Below are 24388 nucleotides of genomic sequence, written 5' to 3'. Positions count from 1 at the left end.
AAATGCAACGCCTCTCCAAAAGAATCAGTTAGCTGCGCCTCCGCCGTGTTGTTTTTGTTATGCGTGAGTCGATTCGTCTTATTTTTATTGTCTTGTACATAGCTTGTTATTGTTTTTGTACTAAGCATATAGCAGGGTGCGTGCCAACTTTCGTGACACCCAGCAAAACCAGGGGGTTGAGGCAGATTCGGGTTTTTGACGGGCCAAAAAAAGCCGGGGCTTCGTTACCGTAAGCCCCGGCTTTTGTTACGCGAAATATCTGCGGTAACAGTTTTTTCACATCTGTGGGTGTTACCTGTGGGGGCGCACCCTCAGCTCTCGCTGGCCACACCCGTCTTGCGGCGTGGAATGCCCAGGCGCTGGCGGCGTTCCCACAGGCATTTACGGCTTACGCCCAGTTTGCGCGCCAACTCGGTCTCGGTCATATGGTCCTGATGCTCAAGGACAAAGTGCTGGAAGTAGTCTTCAAGTGACAAATCTTCCGTCGGCTCATGGCTGGTATTGCTGCCGCCCTGCTGCGGGGCCAGGCCGACAAAATCGTCGTCGTCCAGGTCGCTCAGCTCGATATCGATGCCGAGCAGCTCGGCGGAAATTTCCGGGCTCTCCGACAGGATTACCGCACGCTCGACCGCATTCTCCAGTTCCCGCACGTTGCCCGGCCACGAGTAATGCCGAATCGCCTGCTCGGCGTCCGCCGCGAACTTCAGGTCGGTGCGGTTGATGCGGGCGCTCTGGCGCAGCAGGAACGCCTGGGCGATCTCATTGACGTCGGCGCCACGTTCACGCAGGGGCGGTAGCTTGAGAGCGATGACATGCAGGCGATAGTACAAGTCTTCACGGAACTGGCCGATCTTGGCCAGGCTCTTCAGGTCGCGGTGGGTAGCGGCGATCAGGCGTACATCGACCTTTTGCGACTGCACCGAGCCTACGCGGCGGATCTCGCCTTCCTGGAGCACGCGCAGCAACCGCGCCTGGGCTTCCAGAGGCAGTTCGCCGATTTCATCAAGGAACAAGGTGCCGCCGTCCGCCGCCTCTACCAAGCCCGCACGCCCGGCGCTGGCGCCGGTAAACGCGCCTTTTTCGTGGCCGAACAGTTCGGATTCGATCAGGGATTCGGGAATCGCCGCGCAGTTCACCGAGATCATCGGCGCCTTGGCACGCTTGGACAGGTTGTGCAGGGCGCGCGCCACCAGTTCTTTACCGGTGCCTGACTCGCCCTGGATCAATACATTGGAGTCGGTCGGGGCGACTTTGCGGATCTTGCTGTACAGGTCCTGCATCGGTGGGCAGGAACCGATGATGCCGATCTCGCCGTTGCTGTTGTCGACGTTGGGCTTGTCGGCGGTTTTGCCCGCCGGGCGCGGTTCGGCCGGCGTACTGCTGGCCGACTGGCGGTCACGCAGGATACGGGCCACGGCTTGAAGCATTTCGTCATGGTCGAAAGGCTTGGCGATGTAGTCCACCGCGCCCATCTTCATGGAGTCCACCGCCGAGCGCAGGCTGGCGTAGCTGGTCATGATCAGCACCGGGGTCCCCTGGCCAAGCTTGATCAACTCGGTGCCAGGCGCGCCAGGCAGGCGCAGGTCGCTGACAATCAGGTCGAACGTGGGAATACTGAAACGCTCCTGGGCTTCCTGCACCGAGCCGGCTTCGCTGACCTGGTACTGATTTCGTTCAAGCAGGCGACGCAAGGCAGAGCGGATGATGGTTTCGTCTTCGACGATCAAAATGTGCGGCATTGATTCAATTCTCTCGACGGTCTCAGTTCACAGCGGACGTCGCTTCGACATGACGCGGCAAGGTCACCCGGATACGGGTGCCGCGTTGGCTTTCGGTGTCAGCCGGGCTGTCGATGGTGATTTGTCCATAATGCTCTTCAACGATGGAATAGACCAGTGCAAGGCCCAGACCGGTACCTTCACCGGGGTCCTTGGTGGTGAAGAAGGGTTCGAACAATCGGTCCATGATGTTCTGTGGAATACCGCTACCTTCATCTTCGACGATCAGATCGACCGTATGTTCGAAAGCCTCGGTCTTGACGCGTACCGCGCTGCCGGCCGGCGTTGCATCGCGGGCGTTGGACAGCAGGTTGATCAGTACCTGGGCCAGGCGTTGCGAGTCGCCATCGACCCAATGGTCGGGGTCGCACAAATTGAAGAACTGTACTTCGAAATTGCGCCGGTTCAGGGCCAGCAGCCCAATGGCATCCTGCGCCACTTCGGCCAGGCACACCGCTTCGTCCTGGTTCTGATGGCCGCCTGCGTGGGCAAAGCTCATCAGCGATTGCACGATGCGCGACACACGCTTGGTCTGTTCGAGGATCTGCCCGCTGATCTCGATGATTTCGCCGTCCTCTTCGCGCTCTTCCCGCAGGTTCTGCGCCAGGCAGGCGATACCGGTGATCGGATTGCCGATTTCGTGGGCCACGCCCGCCGCCAGTCGGCCAATGCTGGCCAGGCGCTCGGAGTGCACCAGCTTGTCTTCGAGCATCTGCGTTTCGGTCAGGTCTTCCACCAGCAACACCAGGCCGCTGTTGCCGGGCGCCAGGGGTTCGTCAATCGCAGCTTTGTGCAGGTTCAGCCAGCGGGTCTGGCCATCTAGGGCCAGGTGTTGCTTGTGCAGATGCTCATCGGGCAGATCGATAAATCCTTGTAACAATTCTTTCCAGGGTTCGCCCAAGGTATTCAGCCGTGAACCGACAACCCGCTGCGCGGCGATGCCGGTGAGTTCTTCCATGGCCTTGTTCCACATCAGGATCTCCTGATCCTTGGCCAGGGAGCAGACGCCCATCGGCAGTTCCTGCAGGGTCTGGCGGTGATAGCGGCGCAGCGCATCAAGTTCGGCGGCCAGGCCTGTGAGGCGTGAGTGGTAGTCCTCCAGCCGGCTCTCGATGAAATGGATGTCTTCGGTGACGTAATTTTCGCCGCCGGCCTTGTAGGGCAGGAAGGTTTCAACCATGTCCTGGGACACGCTCGGTCCCATCAGCCCCGACAAGTTGGCTTCGATACGGTCACGCAAGCGACGTAGCGCGTAAGGGCGGCGTTCGTCGAACGGCAGGTAGAGATCGCGCAGTGCCTGTTCCACTTCTTTCTGTGCGGCCTTGGCGCCCAGGGGTTTGGCCAGTTGCGTGGCGAATTCCTGGGGCGAGGCCGCATGCAATTCACGCCGTTGCGGTCGGCGCACGTTGTCCACCGCGCAGGCTTCGGCGGCGCTGGTTTCTTCCGGGCTGGCATTGGTGAACAGCGAGATCAGGGTGAACATCAAGACGTTGGCGGCCAGGGATGCAATCGCCGCCATGTGCCAACTGGTGTCGTCCAGCACGTAAATCATGTTCAGCAAGGGGATATAGAAGCCCTGCAGATTACCGACCAGCGGCAGCAACATGGTGACGATCCAGACCAGGATCCCCGCCAGCAGCCCGGCGATGAAACCGCGACGGTTGGCGGTGGGCCAATACAGGACCGACAGCACTCCCGGCAGGAACTGCAAGGTGGCGACGAACGCGACGATTCCCAGGTTGGCCAAGTCTTGCCCAGGGCCGAGCAACAGGTAGAACCCGTAGCCGGCCATGATGATCGCGACGATCAGCGCGCGCCGTGTCCATTTCAGCCAGCGGTAGATATTGCCTTCGGCCGGCGGCTGGTACAAAGGCAGTACCAAATGGTTGAGCGCCATGCCCGATAATGCCAGCGTCGTGACGATGATCAAGCCGCTGGCAGCGGACAAACCGCCCACGTACGCCAGTAATGCCAGGGATTTGCTATTGGCGGCAATGCCCACGCCAAGGGTGAAGTACTCGGGGTTGGTGGTGGCCCCCAGTTTCAAACCGGCCCACAGGATCAGCGGTACCGCCAGGCTCATCAACAGCAGGAACAGCGGCAAGCCCCAGCTGGCGCTGACCAGCGAGCGCGGGTTGAGGTTTTCGGTAAAGGTCATGTGGTACATGTGCGGCATCACGATTGCCGAGGCGAAGAACACCAGCAGCAGGGTGCGCCATGGGCCTTCCTGCAGCGGCGTGTGCAAGGCGGCGAGGGCGGTCTGGTTTTGCAGCAACCACAGTTCCAGCTGCTGCGGGCCGTCGAATACGCCATAGAGCGCATACAGGCCGACGCCGCCGATGGCGATCAGCTTGATCACCGACTCGAAGGCAATCGCGAACACCAGGCCTTGGTGTTTCTCGCGAGTGGCGATATGGCGCGAGCCGAAGAAGATCGTGAACAGCGTGATCAGCGCGCAGAAAGCCAGGGCAACGCGATGTTGCACAGGCTCGCGGGTGAGAATGCTGATGGAGTCGGCCACGGCCTGGATCTGCAGGGCCAGCAAGGGCAAGACGCCGATCAGCATGAAAATAGTGGTCAGCGCGCCGGCCCAGGTGCTGCGAAAGCGAAAGGCGAACAGGTCGGCAAGGGAAGACAGCTGGTAGGTACGGGTGATTTTCAGGATCGGGTACAGCAGCACCGGCGCCAGCAGAAACGCGCCGGACACCCCGAGGTAACTGGACAGAAAACCATAACCGTATTGATAGGCCAAGCCTACGGTGCCATAGAACGCCCAGGCACTGGCGTACACGCCCAGGGACAAGGTGTAGGTCAATGGATGGCGAATGATCGCCCGCGGAATCATTCCGCGCTCACTGATCCAGGCAACGCCGAACAACGCGGCCAGGTAGGCGGCGCTGATCAGCAGCATCTGGGTGAGGCTAAAGCTCATCGGCATCTTTTTGGCTCTGCAGGATGAAAGTCACGACGATCAGGATCAGCCACAGCAGATAAGGGCGATACCAGGCGCCCGTGGCGTCGATCCACCAATCCATGATGGCGGGGGAAAACAGGTAGATCCCGACGACCAGCAGCAGGACCAATCGATAGATATACATGTTGGCCTCTGAATGAAAAACTGCGGCGATGGTAACGGATGCCTGGCAAGCTGCAAGCGCCTTCAGCTCAATTGCGCTTCTGCCAGGGTCAGTGTGCGGGGGATCCGTGTGGCGTCCCAGTGGGCGATGCCCCAATCCAGCAGTTCACGTGGGCTGGCGTGCAGCAGTTCGTCGCCGGGTGGCTGGCCGAGGGCGCGCAGTGCTCTCAACAGCAGAGGCGTGGCCTGGCCAGGTGCCAACGGCGGCGATCGGTAGGATTTGCCCAACTTGTTGCCGTCCGGCTGGACGATCAGCGGCACGTGCAGGTAGCGCGGTTGGCGCAGGCCCAGCAACTCCTGCAAGTACAGTTGGCGTGGCGTGGAGTCCAGCAGGTCGGCGCCTCGCACGATATCGGTCACGCCTTGCCAGGCATCGTCGAGAACCACCGCCAGTTGATAAGCATAAAGGCCGTCACGCCGGCGAATGACGAAGTCGCCAACATCGCGGCCCAGGTGCTGTCGGAATTCGCCTTGGACGCGGTCGGTAAAGTGGTACGCAAGCTCGGGCACACGCAAACGGATAGCGGCGTCCTGCTGGTCGTGGCCGGCATTGCGGCACAGGCCGGGGTAAATTCCGTTGTAGGGTTCCAGTTGTTTGCGCGAGCAGGTGCAAGCGTAGGCCAGGCCGTGGTTGAACAGGTCGTCCAGCACTTTGGCATAGGCTTCGTGCCGCTCGCTTTGTCGGACTGTTTCCCCGTCCCATTCAAAGCCATAGCTTTCCAGTGCATGCAGGATTGCCGCCTGGGCGCCGGGCTCTTCACGGGGCGGGTCGAGGTCTTCCATGCGCATCAGCCAGCGGCCGTGGTTGGCGCGGGCGTCGAGGTAGGAGGCAAGGGCGGCGACCAGGGAGCCGAAATGCAAATGGCCGCTGGGTGTGGGGGCAAAGCGCCCGATATAGGTAGAGGCTGTCATGGGTCGGATACTACTGGAAATTCGATAAACGCCAGAAACAAAAATGGGGCGTTCGCACGCCCCATTCGTTCAGCTCGGCTGAATTACTTGCCGACCTGTTTTTCCTTGATTTCGGCCAAGGTCTTGCAGTCTACGCAGAGGTCCGCGGTCGGGCGGGCTTCCAAGCGACGGATACCGATCTCGACACCGCAGGATTCGCACCAGCCGTATTCTTCGTCTTCGATCAGTTGCAGCGTTTTGTCGATCTTCTTGATCAGCTTGCGCTCGCGATCACGGGCGCGCAGTTCGAGGGCGAATTCCTCTTCCTGGCTGGCACGGTCTGCCGGGTCAGGGAAGTTGGCGGCTTCGTCCTTCATGTGGTCTACCGTGCGGTCCACTTCCTGCATCAAGTCCTGCTTCCATTTTTGCAGGATCTTGGTGAAGTGCTGGCGCATGGGCTTGCTCATGTACTCCTCACCCTTCGCTTCGACGTAAGGTGTGAAGCCGCTGAGGCTCTGCTGCTGTTGCTTTGCTTGGGTGGACATGAATAGACCGCCTCTCACTCTTCTAATCCATTGCGCAGGATTTCAACGTCACCGACACCTGCCGGCCCTGCGGCTGCAAGCGGGCGAACTTACCAGATAGATTCGGGGCGCGCCACTCCCGGTTGTCGAGGCCCATGGCAAAGGGGTTGCAAACCGCATCAGCCCGCTGTTGCTGGGTATGTGTTGCCTCGGGTGTTGATTTTAGTCGTTTTGCAGGCGCTTGCCCGGCCTGCAAATGCCGCCGGACAGGCAATAGAGCATGTTTTACCGCCGGGGTTCGGTAGAATCTGGAATTTGTCCTCACCGTTAAGGAAGGCTAATGGCTCAGCCCTACAGCGCGCGCAGTCGCGCCATCGAACCTTTTCATGTCATGGCATTGCTGGCGCGGGCCAACGAACTGCAAGCCGCCGGCCATGACGTGATCCACCTGGAAATCGGCGAGCCGGATTTCACCACCGCCGAGCCGATCATCCAGGCCGGCCAGGCGGCATTGGCCAATGGCAAAACGCGATACACCGCAGCCCGCGGCCTGCCGGAACTGCGCGAGGCCATCAGCGGTTTTTATCAACAGCGCTACGGCCTGAGCATAGATCCCGAGCGCATCCTGATCACCCCCGGTGGCTCCGGTGCGCTGCTGCTGGCCAGCAGCCTGCTGGTGGACCCAGGCAAGCATTGGCTACTCGCGGACCCCGGTTACCCATGCAACCGCCACTTCCTACGGCTGGTGGAGGGCGCGGCCCAGTTGGTGCCGGTCGGCCCTGATGTGCGCTATCAGTTGACCGCCGAGTTGGTGGCCAGGCACTGGGATCAGGACAGTGTCGGCGCGCTGGTGGCCTCCCCGGCCAACCCGACCGGGACGATCCTCACGCGCGACGAATTGGCCGCGCTCTCCGGCGCGATCAACGCGCGTAACGGCCATCTGGTCGTGGACGAGATTTACCATGGCCTCACCTACGGCACCGACGCCGCCAGCGTGCTGGAAGTCGACGACGATGCGTTCGTCCTTAATAGTTTTTCCAAGTATTTCGGCATGACCGGCTGGCGCCTGGGTTGGCTGGTGGCGCCTCCGGCGGCGGTGGGTGAGCTGGAGAAACTGGCGCAAAACCTCTATATCAGTGCGCCAAGCATGGCCCAACATGCGGCGCTGGCGTGTTTCACCCCGCAAACCCTGAGCATTCTGGAAGAGCGCCGCGCCGAATTCGGTCGTCGTCGCGATTTCCTGCTGCCGGCCCTGCGCGAGCTGGGCTTCGGCATTGCCGTCGAGCCGGAGGGTGCGTTCTATTTATATGCCGATATCAGTGCGTTCGGCGGGGATGCCTTCGCGTTTTGCCGCCACTTCCTCGAAACCGAACATGTGGCCTTTACCCCCGGCCTGGATTTCGGCCGCTATCAGGCCGGTCACCATGTGCGCTTTGCCTACACGCAAAACATCGATCGGTTACAGCAGGCGGTGGAGCGAATCGCCCGTGGCCTGCGGAGTTGGCAAGGCTGATGCGTTTTTATCCTCCCCTCGAAGAAGCGCGGCTGATCCGCCGCTACAAGCGTTTTCTTACCGATATCGAAACCGTTACCGGCGAGTTGTTGACCATTCACTGCCCCAACACCGGCTCGATGCTCAATTGCATGGTCGAGGGCGGGCAGGTCTGGTTCAGTCGCTCCGATGATCCCAAGCGCAAGTTGCCCGGCACCTGGGAAATCGCCGAGACCCCCCAGGGCCGTCTGGCGTGTGTGAACACGGCGCGGGCCAATCAATTGGTGGAAGAGGCGTTGCGTGCCGGGGTGATTACGGAGCTCAACGGTTTCACCGCATTGAAGCGTGAAGTGCCCTACGGTCAGGAGAAAAGCCGGATCGACTTTCGCCTGGATTACCCTCACGGGGCGGCATTTGTCGAAGTCAAAAGCGTAACCTTGGGCTTTGATGGCTCTTCGGTTGCAGCCTTCCCCGATGCCGTTACCCAGCGCGGCGCCAAGCACTTGCGCGAGCTGGCCCACTTGGCGCGTAGCGGGGTGCGGGCGGTGCAATTGTATTGCGTCAATCTTTCGGGGATCGATGCCGTGCGCCCGGCCGTTGAGATCGACGCGACCTACGCTGCGGCCTTGCGAGAAGCCAAGCTGGCGGGAGTGGAGGTGCTGGCCTATGGCGTGCGGGTGACATCTGAAGAGATCTGCGTGGATCGGCGTCTGGACGTGCTGCTCGACTAGAGTTCCACCCACAATCCCTGGGCGTCTTCGCGGCCGGGCAGGGCGGTAAGGCTTTGCCCTGCGCAAGGCCCGGCGATGCATTCGCCACTCTCGATCAGGAACAGGGCGCCGTGAGTGGCGCATTGGATCAGGCTGGCGCTGGTGTCGAGAAACTGGCCGGGCTGCCAATCCAGCGGAATGCCGCGATGGGGGCAGCGGTTGATATAGAAGTAGGCAATGCCGTCGCGGCGTACCGCCAGCAGCTTGCAGCCGTCGATGTCAAAACCGAGGCTGCAATCGGCTGCGAGCGTGTCGGAGGGGCAGAGAAACTTCATGTCAGTCCTTAAGTGCCTTGACGTTCAAATGCAAACAATTATCAAATGCCGGCTTCGCCCGTTAGCCGACCGGGTGCTCAATACGATGCCGGGCAGGGGTTATCTGTCACATCGATGAGTGCTTGAGCGGCCCTGCCCTTGGAAGGAAACCCTGTTATGCGCCTGAGTACCAGCGCTATTGCGCTTGTTGCCTCCCTGCTGGTTAACCTTGGAGCCCAGGCCTCTGAGCTGCCGCAGCGCTGGGTCAGTGCCGGTGGGGCATTGTCGGAATGGGTAACGGCCATGGGCGGCGAAACGAAATTGGTGGGTGTGGACACCACCAGCCAGCATCCCGAGTCCCTCAAGGCCCTGCCGAGCATCGGTTACCAGCGGCAATTGTCGGCGGAAGGCATTCTGAGTTTGCGTCCGCAGGTGCTGGTAGGTACCGAAGAAATGGGCCCGCCGCCGGTGCTGGCGCAGATCCGCAACGCGGGTGTGCAGGTAGAGATGTTTTCGGCGCAGCCGGACCTGCAGGCGTTGAAAGACAACCTTCAGCACTTGGGCAAGTTGCTGGGCAATGGCGCCAGAGCCAGCGAATTGTTTGCCGGGTATGAACAGGCAATGGAGCAGCAGAAACGTTGGGTGGCCAGGGCCCAGTCCACTCAAAAGACGCCTGGCGTATTGCTGTTGCTTGGCCATGCGGGCGGCAAGCCGATGATCGCAGGCAAAGACACGGCGGCTGACTGGATGCTGCAACAGGCGGGCGGACTTAATCTGGCAACCCATAGCGGCTACAAGCCGTTTTCCATGGAGTCATTGGCAGGGTTGAGTCCGGATGTGCTGGTGTTTGCCGATCGCGCCCTGACCGGTGAAGCGGCACGTGCGGCACTGTTCAAGGAAAATCCGATCCTGGCGGCGATGCCGGCGGCGCATAACGGGCGGGTGTTCGAGGTGGACCCAACTTTGCTGGTCGGCGGGCTTGGGCCGCGTCTGCCGCAAAGCCTGGTGGAACTGTCTGCCGGTTTTTATCCGTCCCAGCCTAAGCCTGCCCCATGACCACGCTGGTTAAACCCAAGACCTTGTTTATCGGGTTGGCACTGCTGTGCTTACTGGCCATCTGGTTATCCCTGGCGCTGGGACCGGTCAGTCTGCCATTGCTGGATACGCTCAAGGCCGCATTGCGTTTGATGGGGTTGCCGATCGAGGCCCAGGGGTTGGAGCAGGCTGAATTGATCCTGGGGCAGATCCGTTTGCCGCGTACGCTGTTGGGCTTGGCAGTCGGCGGCGTGTTGGCCTTGTCGGGCGTGGCGATGCAGGGATTGTTTCGCAATCCGTTGGCTGATCCGGGGTTGGTGGGGGTTTCCAGTGGTGCTGCGCTGGGCGCGGCGGTGGCGATTGTCGGTGGTTCGTTTTTCGGTGGTTTACCGGAGGCGTTCGGGCCTTATGTTTTATCTGCGTGCGCCTTCCTTGGCGGCTTGGGCGTGACGGCGTTGGTTTATCGCCTGGGACGGCGCAACGGCCAGACCAACGTCGCGACCATGTTGCTCGCCGGCATTGCCTTGACGGCGCTCGCCGGTTCGGCGGTGGGCCTGTTTACCTACCTGGCCGACGACGCCACCTTGCGCACCCTCACGTTTTGGAACCTGGGCAGCCTCAACGGCGCCAGCTATTCGCGCTTGTGGCCGTTGCTGCTGGTGAGCGCGGGTGTCGCGCTGTGGTTGCCGCGCCGAGCCAGGGCGTTGAATGCGTTGCTGCTCGGTGAGTCAGAGGCCGGTCACCTCGGTATTGATGTAGAAAGGCTCAAGCGTGAGTTGGTGTTCTGCACCGCCTTGGGTGTGGGGGCTGCGGTGGCCGCAGCGGGCATGATCGGGTTTGTGGGGTTGGTGGTTCCGCATCTGGTGCGATTGCTGGCGGGGCCGGATCATCGAGTCTTGCTGCCGGCATCGCTATTGGCGGGTGCAAGCCTGCTGCTGTTTGCCGATCTGGTTGCGCGCCTGGCGTTGGCGCCGGCTGAATTGCCCATCGGTATTGTCACTGCGTTTATCGGCGCACCGTTTTTTTTGTACCTGTTGTTGCGGGGGCGTGCCTGATGCTGCGTGTGGAGGACCTGCAGATCCGTCGCGGTCGCAAGACAGTGTTGGCGGATGTCACGCTCGATCTGTTGCCGGGTGAAGTGCTGGGCGTGCTGGGCCCTAATGGCGCGGGCAAGAGTACGTTGCTCGGTGCTTTGTGCGGTGAGTTGCATCCCGCCCAGGGCAAGGTGTTGTTGGATCAACGCCCATTGACTGATTGGAGTGGCGCGCAGCGGGCGCAACGCCTGGCGGTATTGCCACAGGCCTCGACGCTGGACTTCGCCTTCCGTGTCGAAGAGGTTGTGGGCATGGGCCGCTTGCCCCACCAGACCGGGCGCGTGCGCGATGACGAAATTATCGAGGCAGCCTTGAAGGCTGCAGATATCGGCCACTTGAGCGGCCGCAGCTACCTGGCGTTGTCGGGCGGAGAACGGCAACGGGTGCACCTGGCGCGCGTGTTGGCGCAGTTATGGCCGGGCGAGGCGGGGCAGACGCTGCTGTTGGATGAGCCGACATCGATGCTGGATCCCTTGCATCAGCACACCACTTTGCAGGCCATTCGCAGCTTTGCCAATCGGGGGGCTGCGGTATTGGTGATCCTTCACGACTTGAACCTGGCGGCCCGCTATTGCGATCGCATTCTGCTGCTGGAGGCCGGCCGTCCCCACGCCTTGGATACGCCGGCGCGGGTGATGCAGCCTGAGCCGCTCAAAGCCGTGTTTGGCCTGGATGTGCTGGTGCAGCCGCACCCGGAGCGTGGACATCCGCTGATCATTGCGCGCTAGTTTTTTACAGGCAAAAAAAGACCCGGCAAAAGCCGGGTCAAATAACCGTGATTAGCCTGATGAGGAGATAATCTGAGAGTCCGAACCAATGGTCTTTCAGTTATCGGCTGATCTCGCGACCAGTTGTGATAATCATAACGATTCTCATTTGAGAGTCAACCTTTGTTTTTGGCTGTCCTGCGCGTTTTCTCAAACGCCTGTTCGGAAAGCCTGTAAATACTGGGGCTGCGATCAGTTTTTCTGACGGGTCGATAGAGCGTCCAACTGACGGTTCAACGCTTCCTTGCGCTCGGCGGGAATGTCGTTCCAGTGCACATCCAAGAGCGCCCCTTCAATTGCATACAGCAGTACTTTCGAGGCACGGAACCCGCGTGTGCGCACGGCGCGGTACGCATCGACAGCGCCCAGGCGGCGCAAGTCGGAGGCACTGTGGATGCCCACCGCATGCAGCCACTGTGCCGACGTCTTGCCGAGGTTTTTCAGGAGTTGCAGCTCATCGTTCATCAGGCCTCCTTGCGACGGCCGAATGGTTCGGTGGGTATCGTGACCATGCAAGCCTGAGAGGAGTGTAGCGCTCAGTAGGAAAAGCGCAGTTCTTTAGTCGGAAACGGCCTAAAGACTGATAAGAAAGGGGGCGTCAGATGCCGGATAGCCCCCGCCAGGCGGGCGCGAGGCGGGGCGAAAAAGCGCGGGTTCAGCGGGTACGGTAGCGTAGGCGGGTGCCGAAATTGACCGACATGAGGATCTCGTCGGCGCTCAGTTCCGGCGGGAAGTAGGTGCCGGAAATTTGCGCATGGGCCAGGCTCGCCCCTTCCAGCGGACAGTCGCGAAGGTCCAGGCCGCGCAAATCGGCGGAGCGGAAATAAGCATCGGTGAAATCCACGCCCGCGGCGTTCAGCTCACGCAAGTCCAACCCACGGAAGTCGCCACCGCGCATGTCGATGACGCCGTTGTCTGGGCGTTCCTGGTTGAAGCCCCGGATATCATCTTTATGCAGGAGCGAGTAGAGGGGAGAATCGAGAAGCTTGGGCTGACTCATGACGGCGACTCCTGTTGGATTTGTGGCGCCATTATAGTGCCACTATTGCTCGATCGTGCGCCCTAGTCGACAACACGATCAAGAAATTTTTCTTACAGGCCTGGCAGGCACTGACGAATATGCGCCACCAATGCATCGAGGGTGCCGCTTTCATTAGTTTCGACACGCTTGCTGAGCAGCTGTTCCTCGGCGGTCAGCGGTTCGCGATTCATCTGCTGTTCGTCGATCACCGACAGTGTTGCGTCGGAAGGATCGTTTTTGTCTGCCTGACGTTGTGCCAACCAGCTGGCAATGACCGCTTGGGGCGCATTGCAATCCAGAATCAGGAAGGGCGCGCCGGTCGCCTCGGCAACCTTCGCCGCTGCGTCACGTTGCTCGCGCTTCAAGAAGGTCGCATCCAGCACCACCGGGTAACCGGCGCGCAGTACGGTAGCGGCGATCTCATTCAAGCGCGTGTAAGTTGCCGCACTCGCGTCGGCCGCATAGATACCGGCCTGCGGCGTGTTTTCTACCTGTTGCTCGCCGAACAGGCGCTTGCGCTCCACGTCCGAGCGTAACCGCACGGCGCCCAGAGCCTCCACCAGGCGCATCGCCACGTGGCTTTTGCCCACGGCCGAAACACCGTGGGTGATCGCAAGAAAGCGCGACGGGATGGTGCTGTAGCTCTCCGCCAAGTTGGCGTAGTTGCGATACTGGCGCAGAGTCGTGGCGCGTTGTACCGGGCTGGCCTCGCTCGGCATGCTGAACAACGCGACCTTGGCGCGTACCAGGGCGCGATAGGCTTTGTAGAAGTTCAGCACTTCCAGGCCTTGATAGTCACCGGTCAGCTCCAGGTACTGGCTGATAAAGCGCCGCGCCAGAAACTTGAGGCCGCGGTCTTCCAGGTCCATCGCCAGGAAGGCGGTATCGGCGTACACGTCAGTAAAGCGGAAAGGTTCGTTGAACTCGATGCAGTCGAAGATCACCACGTGGCCATCGATCAAGGTGGCGTTGCCCAAGTGAATATCACCGTGGCATTCGCGGGTCAAACCCTCCACTTTGCGCTGGGCAAACAGTGGCTTGAGGCGCTCGAAACTGCTTTCGGCCCAGGCTTGCAAGGCGTCCAACTGAACCAGGTCAGCCTTGTCACTGAGGAACGGGCGGATCTGGTCGAAGTTCTGGCGAACCGGCGCCATCACTTCTTCCGGCGTGCCGGCCGGATGTTCCTGCGGGACTTTCGGCGCAGTCAGATGGAACTGCGCGATCTGCCTGGCCATCTCATCGATGTGCGCGCTGGTCAGTTCGCCATTGGCCTGCAAGGTGCTGAGCAATTGGCTCTGCGGGAACTGGCGCATTTTCAGTGCGTATTCGATGACCGGGCCATCGCCGCCCAGCTGCGGGGCTTCGGCGGTGCCGGTGATCGGCAACACGTCGAGATACAAATCTTGCGTCAGACGCTGGTTGAGGCGCAGTTCTTCGCGGCAGAAGTGGCCGCGCTTTTCCAGATCGGTGAAATCCAGAAAGCCGAAGTTCATCGGTTTCTTCAATTTATAAGCATACGGGCCAGTCAGTACGACCCAGGAAATATGGGTCTCGATGACTTGGAACGCTTCAACCGGGTGCGGGTATAAAGCCGGGTTTTGCAGGGCAGCGATCAGGAACTGGCTCACGGGCGATCCTTCAGAGTCTGGGGGAAAACATGGCGGGCATTATGGCTGCTGTGGCCGGTCGTGCAAACCGCTGTCCGGCTCATGTTGATCCTCAATAAAGTGCGTATAATCCGCCGCCATGACTCGAACCCGATCTCCCCGTTCCCGTAAAAAACCTCCTTCCCGCGGCCTGCGCCCTTGGCTGGGCTGGGCGCTCAAGCTCGGCCTGGTGGGGCTTGTAGTGCTCGCTGGCTTTGCGGTGTACCTCGACGCTGTGGTCCAGGAGAAATTCTCCGGCAAGCGCTGGACCATTCCCGCCAAGGTGTACGCGCGCCCGCTGGAACTGTTCACCGGCCAGAAGCTGAGCAAGGACGACTTTCTCACCGAGCTCGACGCCTTGGGCTATCGCCGCGAACCCGTGAGCAATGGTCCGGGGGCGGCCGCCGTCAGCGGTAATACCGTCGACCTGAATACCCGTGGCTTCCAGTTCTACGAAGGCCTGGAAAAAGCCCAGCCGGTGCGCGTGCGCTTTTCCGGCGATTACGTCGCCGAGTTGTCTTCACTCAATGGCTCCAAGCTGCCTGTGGTGCGCCTGGAACCGCTGATGATCGGCGGCATTTATCCGAAGAATCTCGAAGACCGCATCCTGATCAAGCTTGATCAAGTGCCGCCGTTCCTGCTCGAAACCCTGGTGGCCGTCGAAGACCGCGATTTTTATCATCACTGGGGCGTTTCCCCGAAGTCGATCGCCCGCGCAGTCTGGGTGAATACCTCCGGCGGCAAAATGACCCAGGGCGGCAGTACGCTGACGCAACAGTTGGTCAAGAACTTTTACCTGACCAGCGAGCGCAGCCTGACCCGCAAGCTCACCGAAGCCATGATGGCGATGCTGCTGGAATTGCACTACAGCAAGCAGGAGATCCTCGAGGCATACCTCAATGAGGTATTCGTCGGTCAGGACGGCCAGCGCGCGGTGCACGGTTTCGGCCTGGCCAGCCAGTTCTTCTTTGGCCAGCCATTGTCCGAACTGAAGTTGCATCAGGTCGCATTGTTGGTGGGCATGGTCAAGGGGCCTTCCTATTACAACCCGCGCCGCAATCCCGAGCGGGCGTTGGAGCGTCGTAACCTGGTGCTCGATGTGCTCGAGCAACAAGGCGTGGCCACGGCCGAACAAGTGGCTGCGGCGAAGAAAATGCCGTTGAGTGTTACCACTCGCGGCAAACTGGCGGACAGTTCCTTCCCGGGCTTTATCGACCTGGTCAAACGCCAACTGCGTGAAGACTACCGCGACGAAGACTTGACCGAAGAAGGCCTGCGGATCTTCACCAGTTTCGATCCGATTTTGCAGATGAAAGCCGAAGCGTCGGTCAATGACACCTTCAAGCGCCTGACGGGCCGTAAAGGCTCGGACGAAGTCGAAGCGGCAATGGTCGTGACCAATCCGGAAACCGGCGAAGTGCAGGCCATGATCGGCAGTCGGCAGGCCAGCTTTGCCGGTTTCAACCGCGCGCTGGATGCGGTGCGGCCGATCGGCTCGCTGGTCAAGCCGGCCGTTTACCTGACCGCCTTGGAAAAACCGAGCAAGTACACCCTGACCAGTTGGCTGTCGGATGACCCGTTGTCGGTCAAAGGCGCGGATGGGCAGGTATGGACGCCGCAGAACTTCGACCGTCGTTCCCACGGTACGGTGTTCCTGTATCAGGGGATTGCGCACTCTTACAACATTTCCACGTCGCGACTCGGCCTTGAAGTCGGCGTGCCCAATGTCCTCAAGACGATAGCGCGGCTGGGCGTCGGCCGTGAGTTCCCGGCTTTCCCGTCGATCCTGCTGGGCGCCGGTGCGATGACGCCGATGGAAGTGGCGACCATGTACCAGACCCTCGCCAACGGTGGCTTCAATACGCCGATGCGCGGCATCCGCAGTGTGCTGACCGCCGAGGGCGAGCCGCTCAAGCGTTATCCGTTCCAGATTCAGCAGCGGTTCGATGCAGGCTCCATCTATTTGATCCAGAACGCCATGCAGCGTGTGATGCGTGAAGGTACGGGCAGCTCCGTCTATAAGGTCCTGCCGTCCAACCTGACGTTGGCAGGCAAGACCGGTACCAGTAACGATTCGCGCGACAGTTGGTTCGCCGGCTTCGGCCAGGACGTGCTGGCGGTGGTGTGGCTGGGGCGCGACGATAACGGCAAGACACCGTTCACCGGCGCTACCGGTGCGCTGCAGGTCTGGACCAGTTTCATGCGCAAGGCCGACCCGCTGCCGCTGAACATGCCGCAGCCGGATAACATCGTGCAGGCCTGGATTGATCCGCATACGGGCCAAGGCTCCGATGCCAACTGTCCGGGCGCGGTGCAGATGCCGTATATTCGCGGCAGCGAACCGCCACCCGGTGCCGCGTGTGGAGGCAATGCCCCTGCTGACGCGGAATCGGTGATGGATTGGGTCAAGGGCTGGATGAATTAAGCAGAGAGGGTTTCAAGTGAATAAGTGGTGGATTCCAGCGATTACAGCTCTGGCTTTGCTCAGCGGTTGCTCCAGTGTGCAACGCGGCTCCATTCCCGTGGTGGACTCGAGCACGGCCGTCTCCAATAGCGACCGGATTTCGGCCAATGGCGGTTTCCGCCAGACCGTGACCAATCGGCCCGCCCAGGCCGCGACCCAAGCGGTGCCGCAGGATTCGGGCGTGGTGGTGATGGTGCCGGGTGCCGGCGCCGCGACTTCCGCGCCGATCAGCGCCGAGCCGTGGACCCCAGGGCCAAGCGCATCCGGGCCGATCGATACCGCGCCGATTCAAACCGCACCGATCAACCAGGGCACCTACAACATGCCTTCGACACCGAGCGGCATCCCATCGTCCTCCAGCACCGGCGGCCTGTCGGCTGACGAGCAACTGGACGGCCCGGTGCTGGCCTTGCTCACCACGGCTCAGCAACAGCAGGCGGGTGGCGATTTGAATGGCGCATCGTCGAGTCTCGAGCGTGCCCAGCGCGTTGCTCCGCGTGAGCCGCAAGTGCTGTATCGCCTGGCACAGGTACGCATGGCCCAGGGCGACGCACCGCAAGCGGAGCAGTTCGCTCGTCGTGGCTTGTCCCTGGCCAACGGTCGCCCTGATCTGCAAGCCAGCCTGTGGGCGTTGATTGGTGACGCGCGTGCCGCACAGGGCGATGCCGCCGGTGCTGCCCAGGCGCGCCAGAAAGCCAAGGTCAGCCTCTGATGGATGCACGCTTTCCGGCGATTGCCGAACAGTTATTGCTGATTGAACGCGAGTTGCGCGTGCAGGGCTGGTGGGACGAGGCGTCCCCCAGCCCCGAGGCGCTCAGCAGCGTCGAGCCTTTTTCGGTGGATACCCTGGACTTTCACCAATGGCTGCAATGGATCTTCCTGGTGCGCATGAAGCATATCCTCGAACAGGACCTGCCGCTGCCCAATGCGTCGGGCATTCTGGAAATGGCCGAGATGGTCTATGCCGACCGCCCGCTTGAAAGCCTCGGATTGCGCAATGCGCTGAAAAAGTTCGATCAATTGATCGCCGACGCTCGTTAATTGCCTGACTGCCGGCTTTTCCGGCAGTCTTGCGCATATTTCTACCGCTTGACGACATTCAGGCGAGTTTTATCCCTCCTCAAAGCCCTTTCTTCTACGTTCTCATGCGCTTAGTTGGAGAAAAGCGCAATTATTGCTTGACTTGAAGGGGCTGAAACAGAAGAATCCAAAGTCCGCTGTATCGGGACTGCCAGAAGCAGGCCCGCTCAGCAGATCATGAGGCGCACACCCGCGCCGACCTGTTACACCCGCAACGCGTTACCTCGCGCTGGGTGGGAAAAGCCCGCAACACTTGGGACGATCCCAATACTTGCTCAGTCAGTGCTGACGTAGTCGGCGACCACCGTCGCTCATGCTCTGTTGAGAAGTAAACCTATTAAGACCCGTCGGTTTTCAACGGACGGTATTCTGGCGTTTTAGAGGTGAACAACGTGGAGCTTTTATCTGGCGGTGAGATGCTCGTCCGCTTTTTGCGTGACGAAGGCGTCGACTATATCTACGGGTACCCAGGTGGTGCTCTGCTGCATGTCTACGACGCACTGTTCAAGGAACCGGCTGTTACCCACATCCTGGTTCGCCACGAACAGGCCGCGACCCATATGGCTGATGGTTATGCCCGTGCCACCGGTAAAGCCGGCGTGGTCCTGGTAACGTCCGGCCCAGGCGCAACCAATGCCATTACTGGCATCGCGACTGCCTATATGGACTCCATTCCGATGGTGATCATTTCCGGCCAGGTCGCCAGCACCATGGTCGGTACCGATGCGTTCCAGGAAACCGACATGATCGGTATCTCCCGGCCGATCGTGAAACACAGCTTCATGATCAAGCACGCCTCGGAAATTCCGGAAGTCATGAAGAAGGCGTTCTACCTCGCACAGTCCGGTCGTCCGGGTCCTGTGGTGGTCGATATCCCGAAAGACATGACCAACCCGGCTGAAAAATTCGAATACATCTTTCCGAAGAAAGCCAAGCTGCGTTCCTACAGCCCGGCTGTTCGTGGGCACTCGGGGCAGATCCGCAAGGCCGCGGAAATGCTCCTGGCGGCCAAGCGCCCTGTGCTGTACTCCGGTGGTGGCGTGATTCTGGGCGGCGGTTCCGCACCGCTGACCGAACTGGCCAAGCTGCTCAACCTGCCGGTGACCAATACCTTGATGGGCCTCGGCGCGTTCCCGGGTTCGGACCGTCAGTTCGTCGGCATGCTTGGCATGCACGGCAGCTACACCGCCAACCTGGCCATGCACCATGCGGACGTGATCCTGGCAGTGGGCGCGCGTTTTGACGACCGAGTGATCAACGGCGCGAGCAAATTCTGCCCGAATGCCAAGATCATCCATATCGACATCGACCCGGCGTCCATTTCCAAGACCATCAAGGCCGACGTGCCGATCGTAGGTCCTGTTGAAAGCGTCTTGACCGAAATGGTCGCAGCGCTGAAGGACATCGGCGAAACGCCGAACAAGGAATCCGTCGCCAGTTGGTGGAAGCAGATCGACGAATGGCGTGGTGATCGCGGCCTGTTCCCTTACGACAAGGGTGACGGCAGCGTTATCAAGCCGCAAACCGTGATCGAGACCCTGTGCGAAGTGACCAAGGGCGATGCTTTTGTAACCTCCGACGTGGGCCAGCACCAGATGTTCGCCGCGCAGTACTACACGTTCGACAAGCCTAACCGCTGGATCAACTCCGGTGGCCTGGGCACGATGGGCTTTGGTTTCCCTGCGGCCATGGGCGTGAAACTGAGCTTCCCGGATACGGACGTCGCGTGCGTCACCGGTGAAGGCAGCATCCAGATGAACATCCAGGAACTGTCGACCTGCCTGCAGTACGGCCTTCCCGTGAAAATCGTCTGCCTGAACAACGGCGTGCTGGGCATGGTTCGTCAGTGGCAGGACATGAGCTACGGTAGCCGCCACTCCCACTCCTACATGGAATCGCTGCCGGATTTCGTCAAGTTGGTTGAAGCCTATGGCCACGTCGGCATTCGCATCACCGATCTGAAAGATCTGAAGCCGAAGATGGAAGAAGCGTTCGCCATGAAGGACCGCTTGGTGTTCATCGATATCAAGGTGGATACCAGCGAGCACGTCTACCCGATGCAGATCAAAGACGGCTCTATGCGCGACATGTGGCTGAACAAGACGGAGCGTACTTAATCATGCGGCACATTATCTCCCTGCTTCTGGAGAACGAACCCGGCGCTCTGTCTCGTGTTGTCGGCCTGTTTTCGCAACGCAACTACAACATCGAAAGCCTGACCGTGGCACCGACCGAAGACCCGACCCTGTCGCGCCTGACGTTGACCACCGTGGGCCATGATGAAGTGATCGAGCAGATCACCAAGAACCTCAACAAGCTGATCGAAGTGGTCAAGCTGGTCGACCTGTCGGAAAGCGCCCACATCGAGCGTGAACTGATGCTGGTCAAGGTCAAGGCCACGGGTGCCCAGCGTGCCGAGATCAAGCGCACGACCGACATTTATCGCGGGCAGATCGTTGATGTGAGTGCCAGTGTTTATACCGTGCAACTGACCGGTACAAGCGACAAGCTGGACAGCTTCATCCAGTCGATCGGGACGGCCTCGATTCTGGAAACCGTACGCAGTGGTGTCACCGGCATTGCCCGTGGCGACAAAGTACTCAGCATCTAACCCAAATTAGCGAATGGCCTTACGGCCTGGATATATAGAGGAACCTCATGAAAGTTTATTACGATAAAGATTGTGACCTGTCGATCATCCAGGGCAAGAAAGTCGCCATCATCGGTTACGGCTCCCAGGGCCACGCTCAAGCGTGCAACCTGAAAGATTCCGGCGTTGACGTTACCGTTGGTCTGCGCAAAGGCTCGGCTACCGTTGCCAAGGCTGAAGCACACGGCCTGAAAGTGACCGACGTTGCTTCCGCTGTTGCGGCGGCCGACCTGGTCATGATCCTGACCCCGGACGAGTTCCAGTCCGCGCTGTACAAGAACGAAATCGAACCGAACATCAAGCAGGGCGCTACCCTGGCCTTCTCCCACGGTTTCGCGATCCACTACAACCAGGTAGTGCCACGCGCTGACCTCGACGTGATCATGATTGCGCCGAAGGCACCGGGCCACACTGTGCGTTCCGAGTTCGTCAAAGGCGGCGGCATCCCTGACCTGATCGCGATCTACCAGGACGCTTCGGGCAACGCCAAGAACGTTGCGCTGTCCTACGCTGCCGGTGTCGGCGGCGGTCGTACCGGTATCATCGAAACCACCTTCAAGGACGAGACTGAAACTGACCTGTTCGGCGAACAAGCCGTACTGTGCGGCGGTACCGTTGAACTGGTGAAAGCCGGTTTCGAAACCCTGGTTGAAGCGGGCTACGCGCCGGAAATGGCCTACTTCGAATGCCTGCACGAACTGAAGCTGATCGTTGACCTCATGTACGAAGGCGGTATCGCCAACATGAACTACTCGATCTCCAACAACGCCGAATACGGCGAGTACGTGACCGGCCCGGAAGTCATCAACGCCGAATCCCGTCAGGCCATGCGCAACGCCCTGAAACGCATTCAGGACGGCGAATACGCCAAAATGTTCATCAGCGAAGGCGCTACCGGCTACCCTTCGATGACCGCCAAGCGTCGTAACAACGCCGCTCACGGCATCGAAGTCATTGGCGAGCAACTGCGCTCGATGATGCCGTGGATCGGTGCCAACAAGATCGTCGACAAAGCCAAGAACTAAGTCGTACGTATCCAGAGAAAACGCGGCTTAGGCCGCGTTTTTTCGTTTGGCAGGCAGGTTCTGGTATAAAGCTGCATCGTTTGCGGGCGAACACTCGCCGCAAGTATTTGTCGAATTTTTTTCACCCCGTTGCAAGGTAAAGTCCATGAGCGAACGTCCCGAAGAGCCAAGCCAGGCTTCTGACGCCGAAAGCCTGCTACCCATCGATGAGCATGTCGAAGAAGGACATGACGCGGAAGGTCGCAAGGTTCGGCATCGTGGCATCTATCTGCTGCCCAACCTGTTCACCACGGCGAACCTGTTTGCCGGTTTCTATTCCATCATCAACTCCATGAGCGCCCAAAGCGCACTGGCGGCAGGTGATGCGGCGAGTGCCAGCAAATATTTCGGTTTTGCGGCCATCGCCATTTTCGTGGCGATGGTGCTCGACGGCGTTGATGGTCGCGTGGCGCGCATGACCAATACGCAAAGTGCCTTCGGCGCCGAGTACGACTCGTTGTCGGACATGGTCGCGTTTGGTGTTGCCCCTGCGTTGCTGGCATTTGCCTGGGCGCTGGGTGACATGGGCAAGGTCGGCTGGATGGTTGCCTTCATTTATGTCGCGGGCGCGGCTTTACGCCTGGCACGCTTCAACACCCAGGTGGGGACTGCCGACAAGCGTTACTTCATTGGTCTGGCCAGTCCGGCGGCTGCGGGTGTGGTGGCGGGTATCGTCTGGGCGTTCAGTGATTACGGAATTCAGGGTTCAAAGATGTCGTTCCTGGTGGCCTTGATGGTAGCGGCGGCCGGCATGCTGATGGTCAGCAACATCAAGTACAACAGCTTCAAGGAGCTGGACCTCAAGGGGCGCGTGCCTTTCGTAGCGATCCTGGCAGTGGTGCTGGTGTTCGCCGTAGTGTTCAGTGATCCTCCGCGGATTCTGCTGCTGGCGTTCCTGGTCTATGCCGCTTCGGGGCCGGTTCAATATTTGCTGCATATGCGCCGCGACAAAACATTGCCTTAATGTAATTTCGCCCATACTCCGCAGTCTATTGGTGCATCTGTTCTCCAATGCTGCGGAGTTGCCATGTTAATCAAATTGCATAAAACGTCCGATTGCCACGAATCGGATGTCACCCCAGAGTCCTTCTACCTTTCCCGCCGCAGCTTGCTCGGTGGTGCGCTCGCCGGCATTGCAGCCAGCAGCTTGCCGCGTTGGGCCGATGCTGGCGAGGCCTCGCGCTACGCTGATGTCGAGGCGGGCAGGGCGCCGAACTGGTTCGCCGAAAAACTGCCGAGCACCCAATGGCAAGCGATCACGGTTAAGGACGAAGCGATCACGCCGTTCAAGGACGCGACTCACTACAACAACTTCTATGAGTTCGGCACCGGCAAGGGCGACCCGGCAACCAATGCGGGTTCATTGAAGACCGAGCCGTGGAGTGTGGTGATTGACGGCGAAGTGGCGAAGCCGGGCCGTTATGCCCTGGAAGACTTCATGAAGCCCTATCAATTGGAGGAACGCATCTACCGCCTGCGCTGCGTGGAGGCGTGGTCGATGGTTATTCCATGGATCGGCTTTCCGATCTCGGCATTGCTCAAGCAGGTTGGGCCGACCTCCAAAGCCAAATACATCCGTTTCGAAACGCTGCAGGATCCCAAGAGCATGCCGGGGCAGCGTTCGAGCTTTGGCTTGATCGACTGGCCATATGTAGAAGGCTTGCGACTGGATGAGGCAATGAATCCGCTGGCGATCCTGGCTGTGGGCATGTATGGGCGCGAATTGCCGAATCAGAACGGCGCGCCGCTGCGCTTGGTGGTGCCTTGGAAGTATGGCTTCAAGAGTGTGAAATCGATTGTGCGGATCAGTTTGATAAGCGAGCAGCCGAAGACCACCTGGCAGAGTATCGCCGCGGATGAATATGGGTTCTATGCGAACGTGAACCCTACGGTCGACCATCCGCGCTGGACCCAGGCGCGGGAGCGTCGTCTGCCGAGCGGCTTGTTCAGCCCGAATGTGCGCGAGACGCAGATGTTCAACGGCTACGCCGATGAGGTGGCTTCTCTTTATACCGATCTGGATTTACGGAAGAACTACTGATGCGCTATCCGATCTGGCGCATTGGCGTCTTTATAGCGGTGGCGATATGGCCGTTGTATTGGTTGTATGAGGCCTGGAGTTTTGCCCTGGGGCCTGATCCGGGCAAGGTATTGGTCGATCGCTTGGGGCTGGGCACGTTGATCCTGTTGCTGATCACCCTAGGGATGACGCCACTGCAGAAACTCAGCGGTTGGGCGGGGTGGATCGCGGTGCGCCGGCAACTGGGGTTGTGGTGCTTCGCTTATGTGGTGCTGCACCTGGCAGCCTATTGCGTATTTGTACTCGGCTTGGATTGGTCGCAGCTGGGCGTTGAGCTGCGCAAGCGGCCCTACATTATTGTCGGTGCGTTGGGGTTCCTGTCGTTGCTGGTACTGGCGGTGACGTCGAACCGCTACAGCCAGCGTCGACTCGGCAGTCGCTGGAAGAAGCTGCATCGCCTGGTGTATGTGATTCTTGGGCTTGGCTTGCTGCATATGTTGTGGATCGTGCGGGCGGATCTGAAGGAGTGGGCTATCTATGCGTCTATAGGTGCGCTGCTGCTGGTGTTGCGGGTACCGCCGGTAATGCGGCGAATCCCCGCCTTATTGCGAAAAAACCACTTTCTGCAACAAAAGCGTAATTAACGGTTGACGGCAGATTCTGGAAGTCTATAATTCGCCCCACTTCCGGCGCGGTCGAAAC

At 60.0% G+C, this 24388-nt stretch carries 22 protein-coding genes and 1 pseudogene; 14 read left to right on the top strand and 9 right to left on the bottom strand.

The features are described from left to right. Positions 1-311: 311 nt before the first annotated feature. From KVG91_RS08670 to dksA, 5 genes are all read right to left on the bottom strand, one after another. Positions 312-1739 carry a sigma-54-dependent transcriptional regulator gene (locus KVG91_RS08670; protein ID WP_169377621.1) on the bottom strand — a complete coding sequence of 476 codons (1428 nt, stop codon included), beginning with the start codon at positions 1737-1739 and terminating at the stop codon, positions 312-314. 22 nt (positions 1740-1761) lie between these two features. After that, positions 1762-4716 (bottom strand): sensor histidine kinase, encoded by a 2955-nt coding sequence (locus tag KVG91_RS08665; RefSeq protein ID WP_169377622.1) that lies wholly within the window; start codon positions 4714-4716, stop codon positions 1762-1764. Continuing rightward, positions 4700-4876, bottom strand: a complete 177-nt coding sequence (locus KVG91_RS08660) for a hypothetical protein (RefSeq protein WP_003176118.1) — start codon at positions 4874-4876, stop codon at positions 4700-4702. The genes KVG91_RS08665 and KVG91_RS08660 overlap by 17 nt, the downstream gene beginning before the upstream one ends. A 62-nt stretch (positions 4877-4938) precedes the next feature. Then, a complete protein-coding gene (gene gluQRS / locus KVG91_RS08655) occupies positions 4939-5826 on the bottom strand; it encodes a tRNA glutamyl-Q(34) synthetase GluQRS (RefSeq protein WP_169377623.1) in 888 nt (295 codons plus the stop codon). Between the two features lie 83 nt (positions 5827-5909). Continuing rightward, on the bottom strand, positions 5910-6350 hold the full coding sequence (dksA, locus tag KVG91_RS08650) for an RNA polymerase-binding protein DksA (protein ID WP_169377624.1): 441 nt from the start codon (positions 6348-6350) through the stop codon (positions 5910-5912). A gap of 319 nt (positions 6351-6669) precedes the next feature. On the opposite strand from dksA, the gene KVG91_RS08645 reads away from it, so the two are divergent. Both KVG91_RS08645 and sfsA read left to right on the top strand, forming a co-directional pair. Further along, positions 6670-7842 (top strand): pyridoxal phosphate-dependent aminotransferase, encoded by a 1173-nt coding sequence (locus KVG91_RS08645; protein ID WP_169377625.1) that lies wholly within the window; start codon positions 6670-6672, stop codon positions 7840-7842. Beyond that, positions 7842-8552: a DNA/RNA nuclease SfsA gene (gene sfsA, locus KVG91_RS08640; protein WP_169377626.1), complete on the top strand. Its 711-nt coding sequence runs from the start codon at positions 7842-7844 to the stop codon at positions 8550-8552. The genes KVG91_RS08645 and sfsA overlap by 1 nt, the downstream gene beginning before the upstream one ends. Here the strand turns inward: sfsA and KVG91_RS08635 are convergent. After that, positions 8549-8866 carry a Rieske (2Fe-2S) protein gene (locus tag KVG91_RS08635; RefSeq protein ID WP_169377627.1) on the bottom strand — a complete coding sequence of 106 codons (318 nt, stop codon included), beginning with the start codon at positions 8864-8866 and terminating at the stop codon, positions 8549-8551. The two genes, sfsA and KVG91_RS08635, sit on opposite strands and share 4 nt — an antisense overlap. Positions 8867-9022: 156 nt before the next feature. Here KVG91_RS08635 and KVG91_RS08630 point away from each other — a divergent pair, with 156 nt between their 5' ends. Genes KVG91_RS08630 through KVG91_RS08620 form a run of 3 tightly spaced genes read left to right on the top strand, consistent with a single transcriptional unit; the run spans position 9023 to position 11702 of the window. Continuing rightward, on the top strand, positions 9023-9901 hold the full coding sequence (locus tag KVG91_RS08630) for a heme/hemin ABC transporter substrate-binding protein (protein WP_169377628.1): 879 nt from the start codon (positions 9023-9025) through the stop codon (positions 9899-9901). Further along, positions 9898-10935: a FecCD family ABC transporter permease gene (locus KVG91_RS08625; protein WP_169377629.1), complete on the top strand. Its 1038-nt coding sequence runs from the start codon at positions 9898-9900 to the stop codon at positions 10933-10935. The genes KVG91_RS08630 and KVG91_RS08625 overlap by 4 nt, the downstream gene beginning before the upstream one ends. Continuing rightward, complete coding sequence (locus KVG91_RS08620; RefSeq protein ID WP_169377630.1) at positions 10935-11702, top strand: heme ABC transporter ATP-binding protein; 768 nt, start codon at positions 10935-10937, stop codon at positions 11700-11702. Before KVG91_RS08625 ends, KVG91_RS08620 begins: the two co-directional genes overlap by 1 nt. A gap of 231 nt (positions 11703-11933) precedes the next feature. Here the strand turns inward: KVG91_RS08620 and KVG91_RS08615 are convergent, their stop codons facing one another. The 3 genes from KVG91_RS08615 to KVG91_RS08605 form a co-directional block, all read right to left on the bottom strand. Then, positions 11934-12206 carry a TfoX/Sxy family protein gene (locus KVG91_RS08615; RefSeq protein ID WP_169377631.1) on the bottom strand — a complete coding sequence of 91 codons (273 nt, stop codon included), beginning with the start codon at positions 12204-12206 and terminating at the stop codon, positions 11934-11936. A 190-nt stretch (positions 12207-12396) separates the two neighbouring features. After that, on the bottom strand, positions 12397-12741 hold the full coding sequence (locus KVG91_RS08610; protein WP_169377632.1) for a pentapeptide repeat-containing protein: 345 nt from the start codon (positions 12739-12741) through the stop codon (positions 12397-12399). Positions 12742-12833: 92 nt separating this feature from the next. Next, entirely contained in the window at positions 12834-14390 is a 1557-nt protein-coding gene (locus tag KVG91_RS08605) for a bifunctional aminoglycoside phosphotransferase/ATP-binding protein (RefSeq protein WP_169377633.1), read from the bottom strand. Positions 14391-14508: 118 nt separating this feature from the next. On the opposite strand from KVG91_RS08605, the gene mrcB reads away from it, so the two are divergent. From mrcB to msrQ, 9 genes and pseudogenes are all read left to right on the top strand, one after another. Further along, positions 14509-16833: a penicillin-binding protein 1B gene (gene mrcB, locus KVG91_RS08600; RefSeq protein ID WP_169377634.1), complete on the top strand. Its 2325-nt coding sequence runs from the start codon at positions 14509-14511 to the stop codon at positions 16831-16833. A gap of 16 nt (positions 16834-16849) precedes the next feature. Continuing rightward, positions 16850-17584 (top strand): tetratricopeptide repeat protein, encoded by a 735-nt coding sequence (locus KVG91_RS08595; RefSeq protein ID WP_169377635.1) that lies wholly within the window; start codon positions 16850-16852, stop codon positions 17582-17584. Continuing rightward, positions 17584-17913 (top strand): YqcC family protein, encoded by a 330-nt coding sequence (locus tag KVG91_RS08590; protein ID WP_169377636.1) that lies wholly within the window; start codon positions 17584-17586, stop codon positions 17911-17913. Before KVG91_RS08595 ends, KVG91_RS08590 begins: the two co-directional genes overlap by 1 nt. A gap of 431 nt (positions 17914-18344) precedes the next feature. Then, positions 18345-20069 (top strand): acetolactate synthase 3 large subunit, encoded by a 1725-nt coding sequence (locus tag KVG91_RS08585; protein ID WP_169377637.1) that lies wholly within the window; start codon positions 18345-18347, stop codon positions 20067-20069. A gap of 2 nt (positions 20070-20071) precedes the next feature. Beyond that, on the top strand, positions 20072-20563 hold the full coding sequence (gene ilvN, locus KVG91_RS08580) for an acetolactate synthase small subunit (protein ID WP_003176102.1): 492 nt from the start codon (positions 20072-20074) through the stop codon (positions 20561-20563). Between the two features lie 47 nt (positions 20564-20610). Beyond that, entirely contained in the window at positions 20611-21627 is a 1017-nt protein-coding gene (ilvC, locus tag KVG91_RS08575; protein WP_124359823.1) for a ketol-acid reductoisomerase, read from the top strand. A 145-nt stretch (positions 21628-21772) separates the two neighbouring features. Next, positions 21773-22630: a CDP-diacylglycerol--serine O-phosphatidyltransferase gene (gene pssA / locus KVG91_RS08570; RefSeq protein WP_169377638.1), complete on the top strand. Its 858-nt coding sequence runs from the start codon at positions 21773-21775 to the stop codon at positions 22628-22630. Positions 22631-22693: 63 nt separating this feature from the next. Next, the gene (gene msrP / locus KVG91_RS08565; protein WP_169377639.1) at positions 22694-23707 is read left to right on the top strand and encodes a protein-methionine-sulfoxide reductase catalytic subunit MsrP; all 1014 of its coding nucleotides are present in this window, start codon (positions 22694-22696) and stop codon (positions 23705-23707) included. After that, positions 23707-24326 (top strand): annotated as a pseudogene (msrQ, locus tag KVG91_RS08560) (protein-methionine-sulfoxide reductase heme-binding subunit MsrQ). The gene msrP and the pseudogene msrQ overlap by 1 nt, the downstream one beginning before the upstream one ends. Positions 24327-24388: the final 62 nt, after the last annotated feature.

The sequence above is a fragment of the Pseudomonas azadiae genome (genome assembly GCF_019145355.1).
Classification (GTDB): Bacteria; Pseudomonadota; Gammaproteobacteria; order Pseudomonadales; family Pseudomonadaceae; genus Aquipseudomonas; species Aquipseudomonas azadiae.
This window is presented reverse-complemented; position numbering and strand designations above follow the sequence as displayed.

Excerpts from the sequence above, each read along its gene's own strand:
- KVG91_RS08670 (WP_169377621.1), bottom strand. The coding sequence starts at position 1,739 with ATGCCGCACATTTTGATCGTCGAAGACGAAACCATCATCCGCTCTGCC.
- KVG91_RS08665 (WP_169377622.1), bottom strand. The coding sequence starts at position 4,716 with ATGCCGATGAGCTTTAGCCTCACCCAGATGCTGCTGATCAGCGCCGCC.
- KVG91_RS08660 (WP_003176118.1), bottom strand. The coding sequence starts at position 4,876 with ATGTATATCTATCGATTGGTCCTGCTGCTGGTCGTCGGGATCTACCTG.
- gluQRS (WP_169377623.1), bottom strand. The coding sequence starts at position 5,826 with ATGACAGCCTCTACCTATATCGGGCGCTTTGCCCCCACACCCAGCGGC.
- dksA (WP_169377624.1), bottom strand. The coding sequence starts at position 6,350 with ATGTCCACCCAAGCAAAGCAACAGCAGCAGAGCCTCAGCGGCTTCACA.
- KVG91_RS08645 (WP_169377625.1), top strand. The coding sequence starts at position 6,670 with ATGGCTCAGCCCTACAGCGCGCGCAGTCGCGCCATCGAACCTTTTCAT.
- sfsA (WP_169377626.1), top strand. The coding sequence starts at position 7,842 with ATGCGTTTTTATCCTCCCCTCGAAGAAGCGCGGCTGATCCGCCGCTAC.
- KVG91_RS08635 (WP_169377627.1), bottom strand. The coding sequence starts at position 8,866 with ATGAAGTTTCTCTGCCCCTCCGACACGCTCGCAGCCGATTGCAGCCTC.
- KVG91_RS08630 (WP_169377628.1), top strand. The coding sequence starts at position 9,023 with ATGCGCCTGAGTACCAGCGCTATTGCGCTTGTTGCCTCCCTGCTGGTT.
- KVG91_RS08625 (WP_169377629.1), top strand. The coding sequence starts at position 9,898 with ATGACCACGCTGGTTAAACCCAAGACCTTGTTTATCGGGTTGGCACTG.
- KVG91_RS08620 (WP_169377630.1), top strand. The coding sequence starts at position 10,935 with ATGCTGCGTGTGGAGGACCTGCAGATCCGTCGCGGTCGCAAGACAGTG.
- KVG91_RS08615 (WP_169377631.1), bottom strand. The coding sequence starts at position 12,206 with ATGAACGATGAGCTGCAACTCCTGAAAAACCTCGGCAAGACGTCGGCA.
- KVG91_RS08610 (WP_169377632.1), bottom strand. The coding sequence starts at position 12,741 with ATGAGTCAGCCCAAGCTTCTCGATTCTCCCCTCTACTCGCTCCTGCAT.
- mrcB (WP_169377634.1), top strand. The coding sequence starts at position 14,509 with ATGACTCGAACCCGATCTCCCCGTTCCCGTAAAAAACCTCCTTCCCGC.
- KVG91_RS08590 (WP_169377636.1), top strand. The coding sequence starts at position 17,584 with ATGGATGCACGCTTTCCGGCGATTGCCGAACAGTTATTGCTGATTGAA.
- ilvN (WP_003176102.1), top strand. The coding sequence starts at position 20,072 with ATGCGGCACATTATCTCCCTGCTTCTGGAGAACGAACCCGGCGCTCTG.
- ilvC (WP_124359823.1), top strand. The coding sequence starts at position 20,611 with ATGAAAGTTTATTACGATAAAGATTGTGACCTGTCGATCATCCAGGGC.
- pssA (WP_169377638.1), top strand. The coding sequence starts at position 21,773 with ATGAGCGAACGTCCCGAAGAGCCAAGCCAGGCTTCTGACGCCGAAAGC.
- msrP (WP_169377639.1), top strand. The coding sequence starts at position 22,694 with ATGTTAATCAAATTGCATAAAACGTCCGATTGCCACGAATCGGATGTC.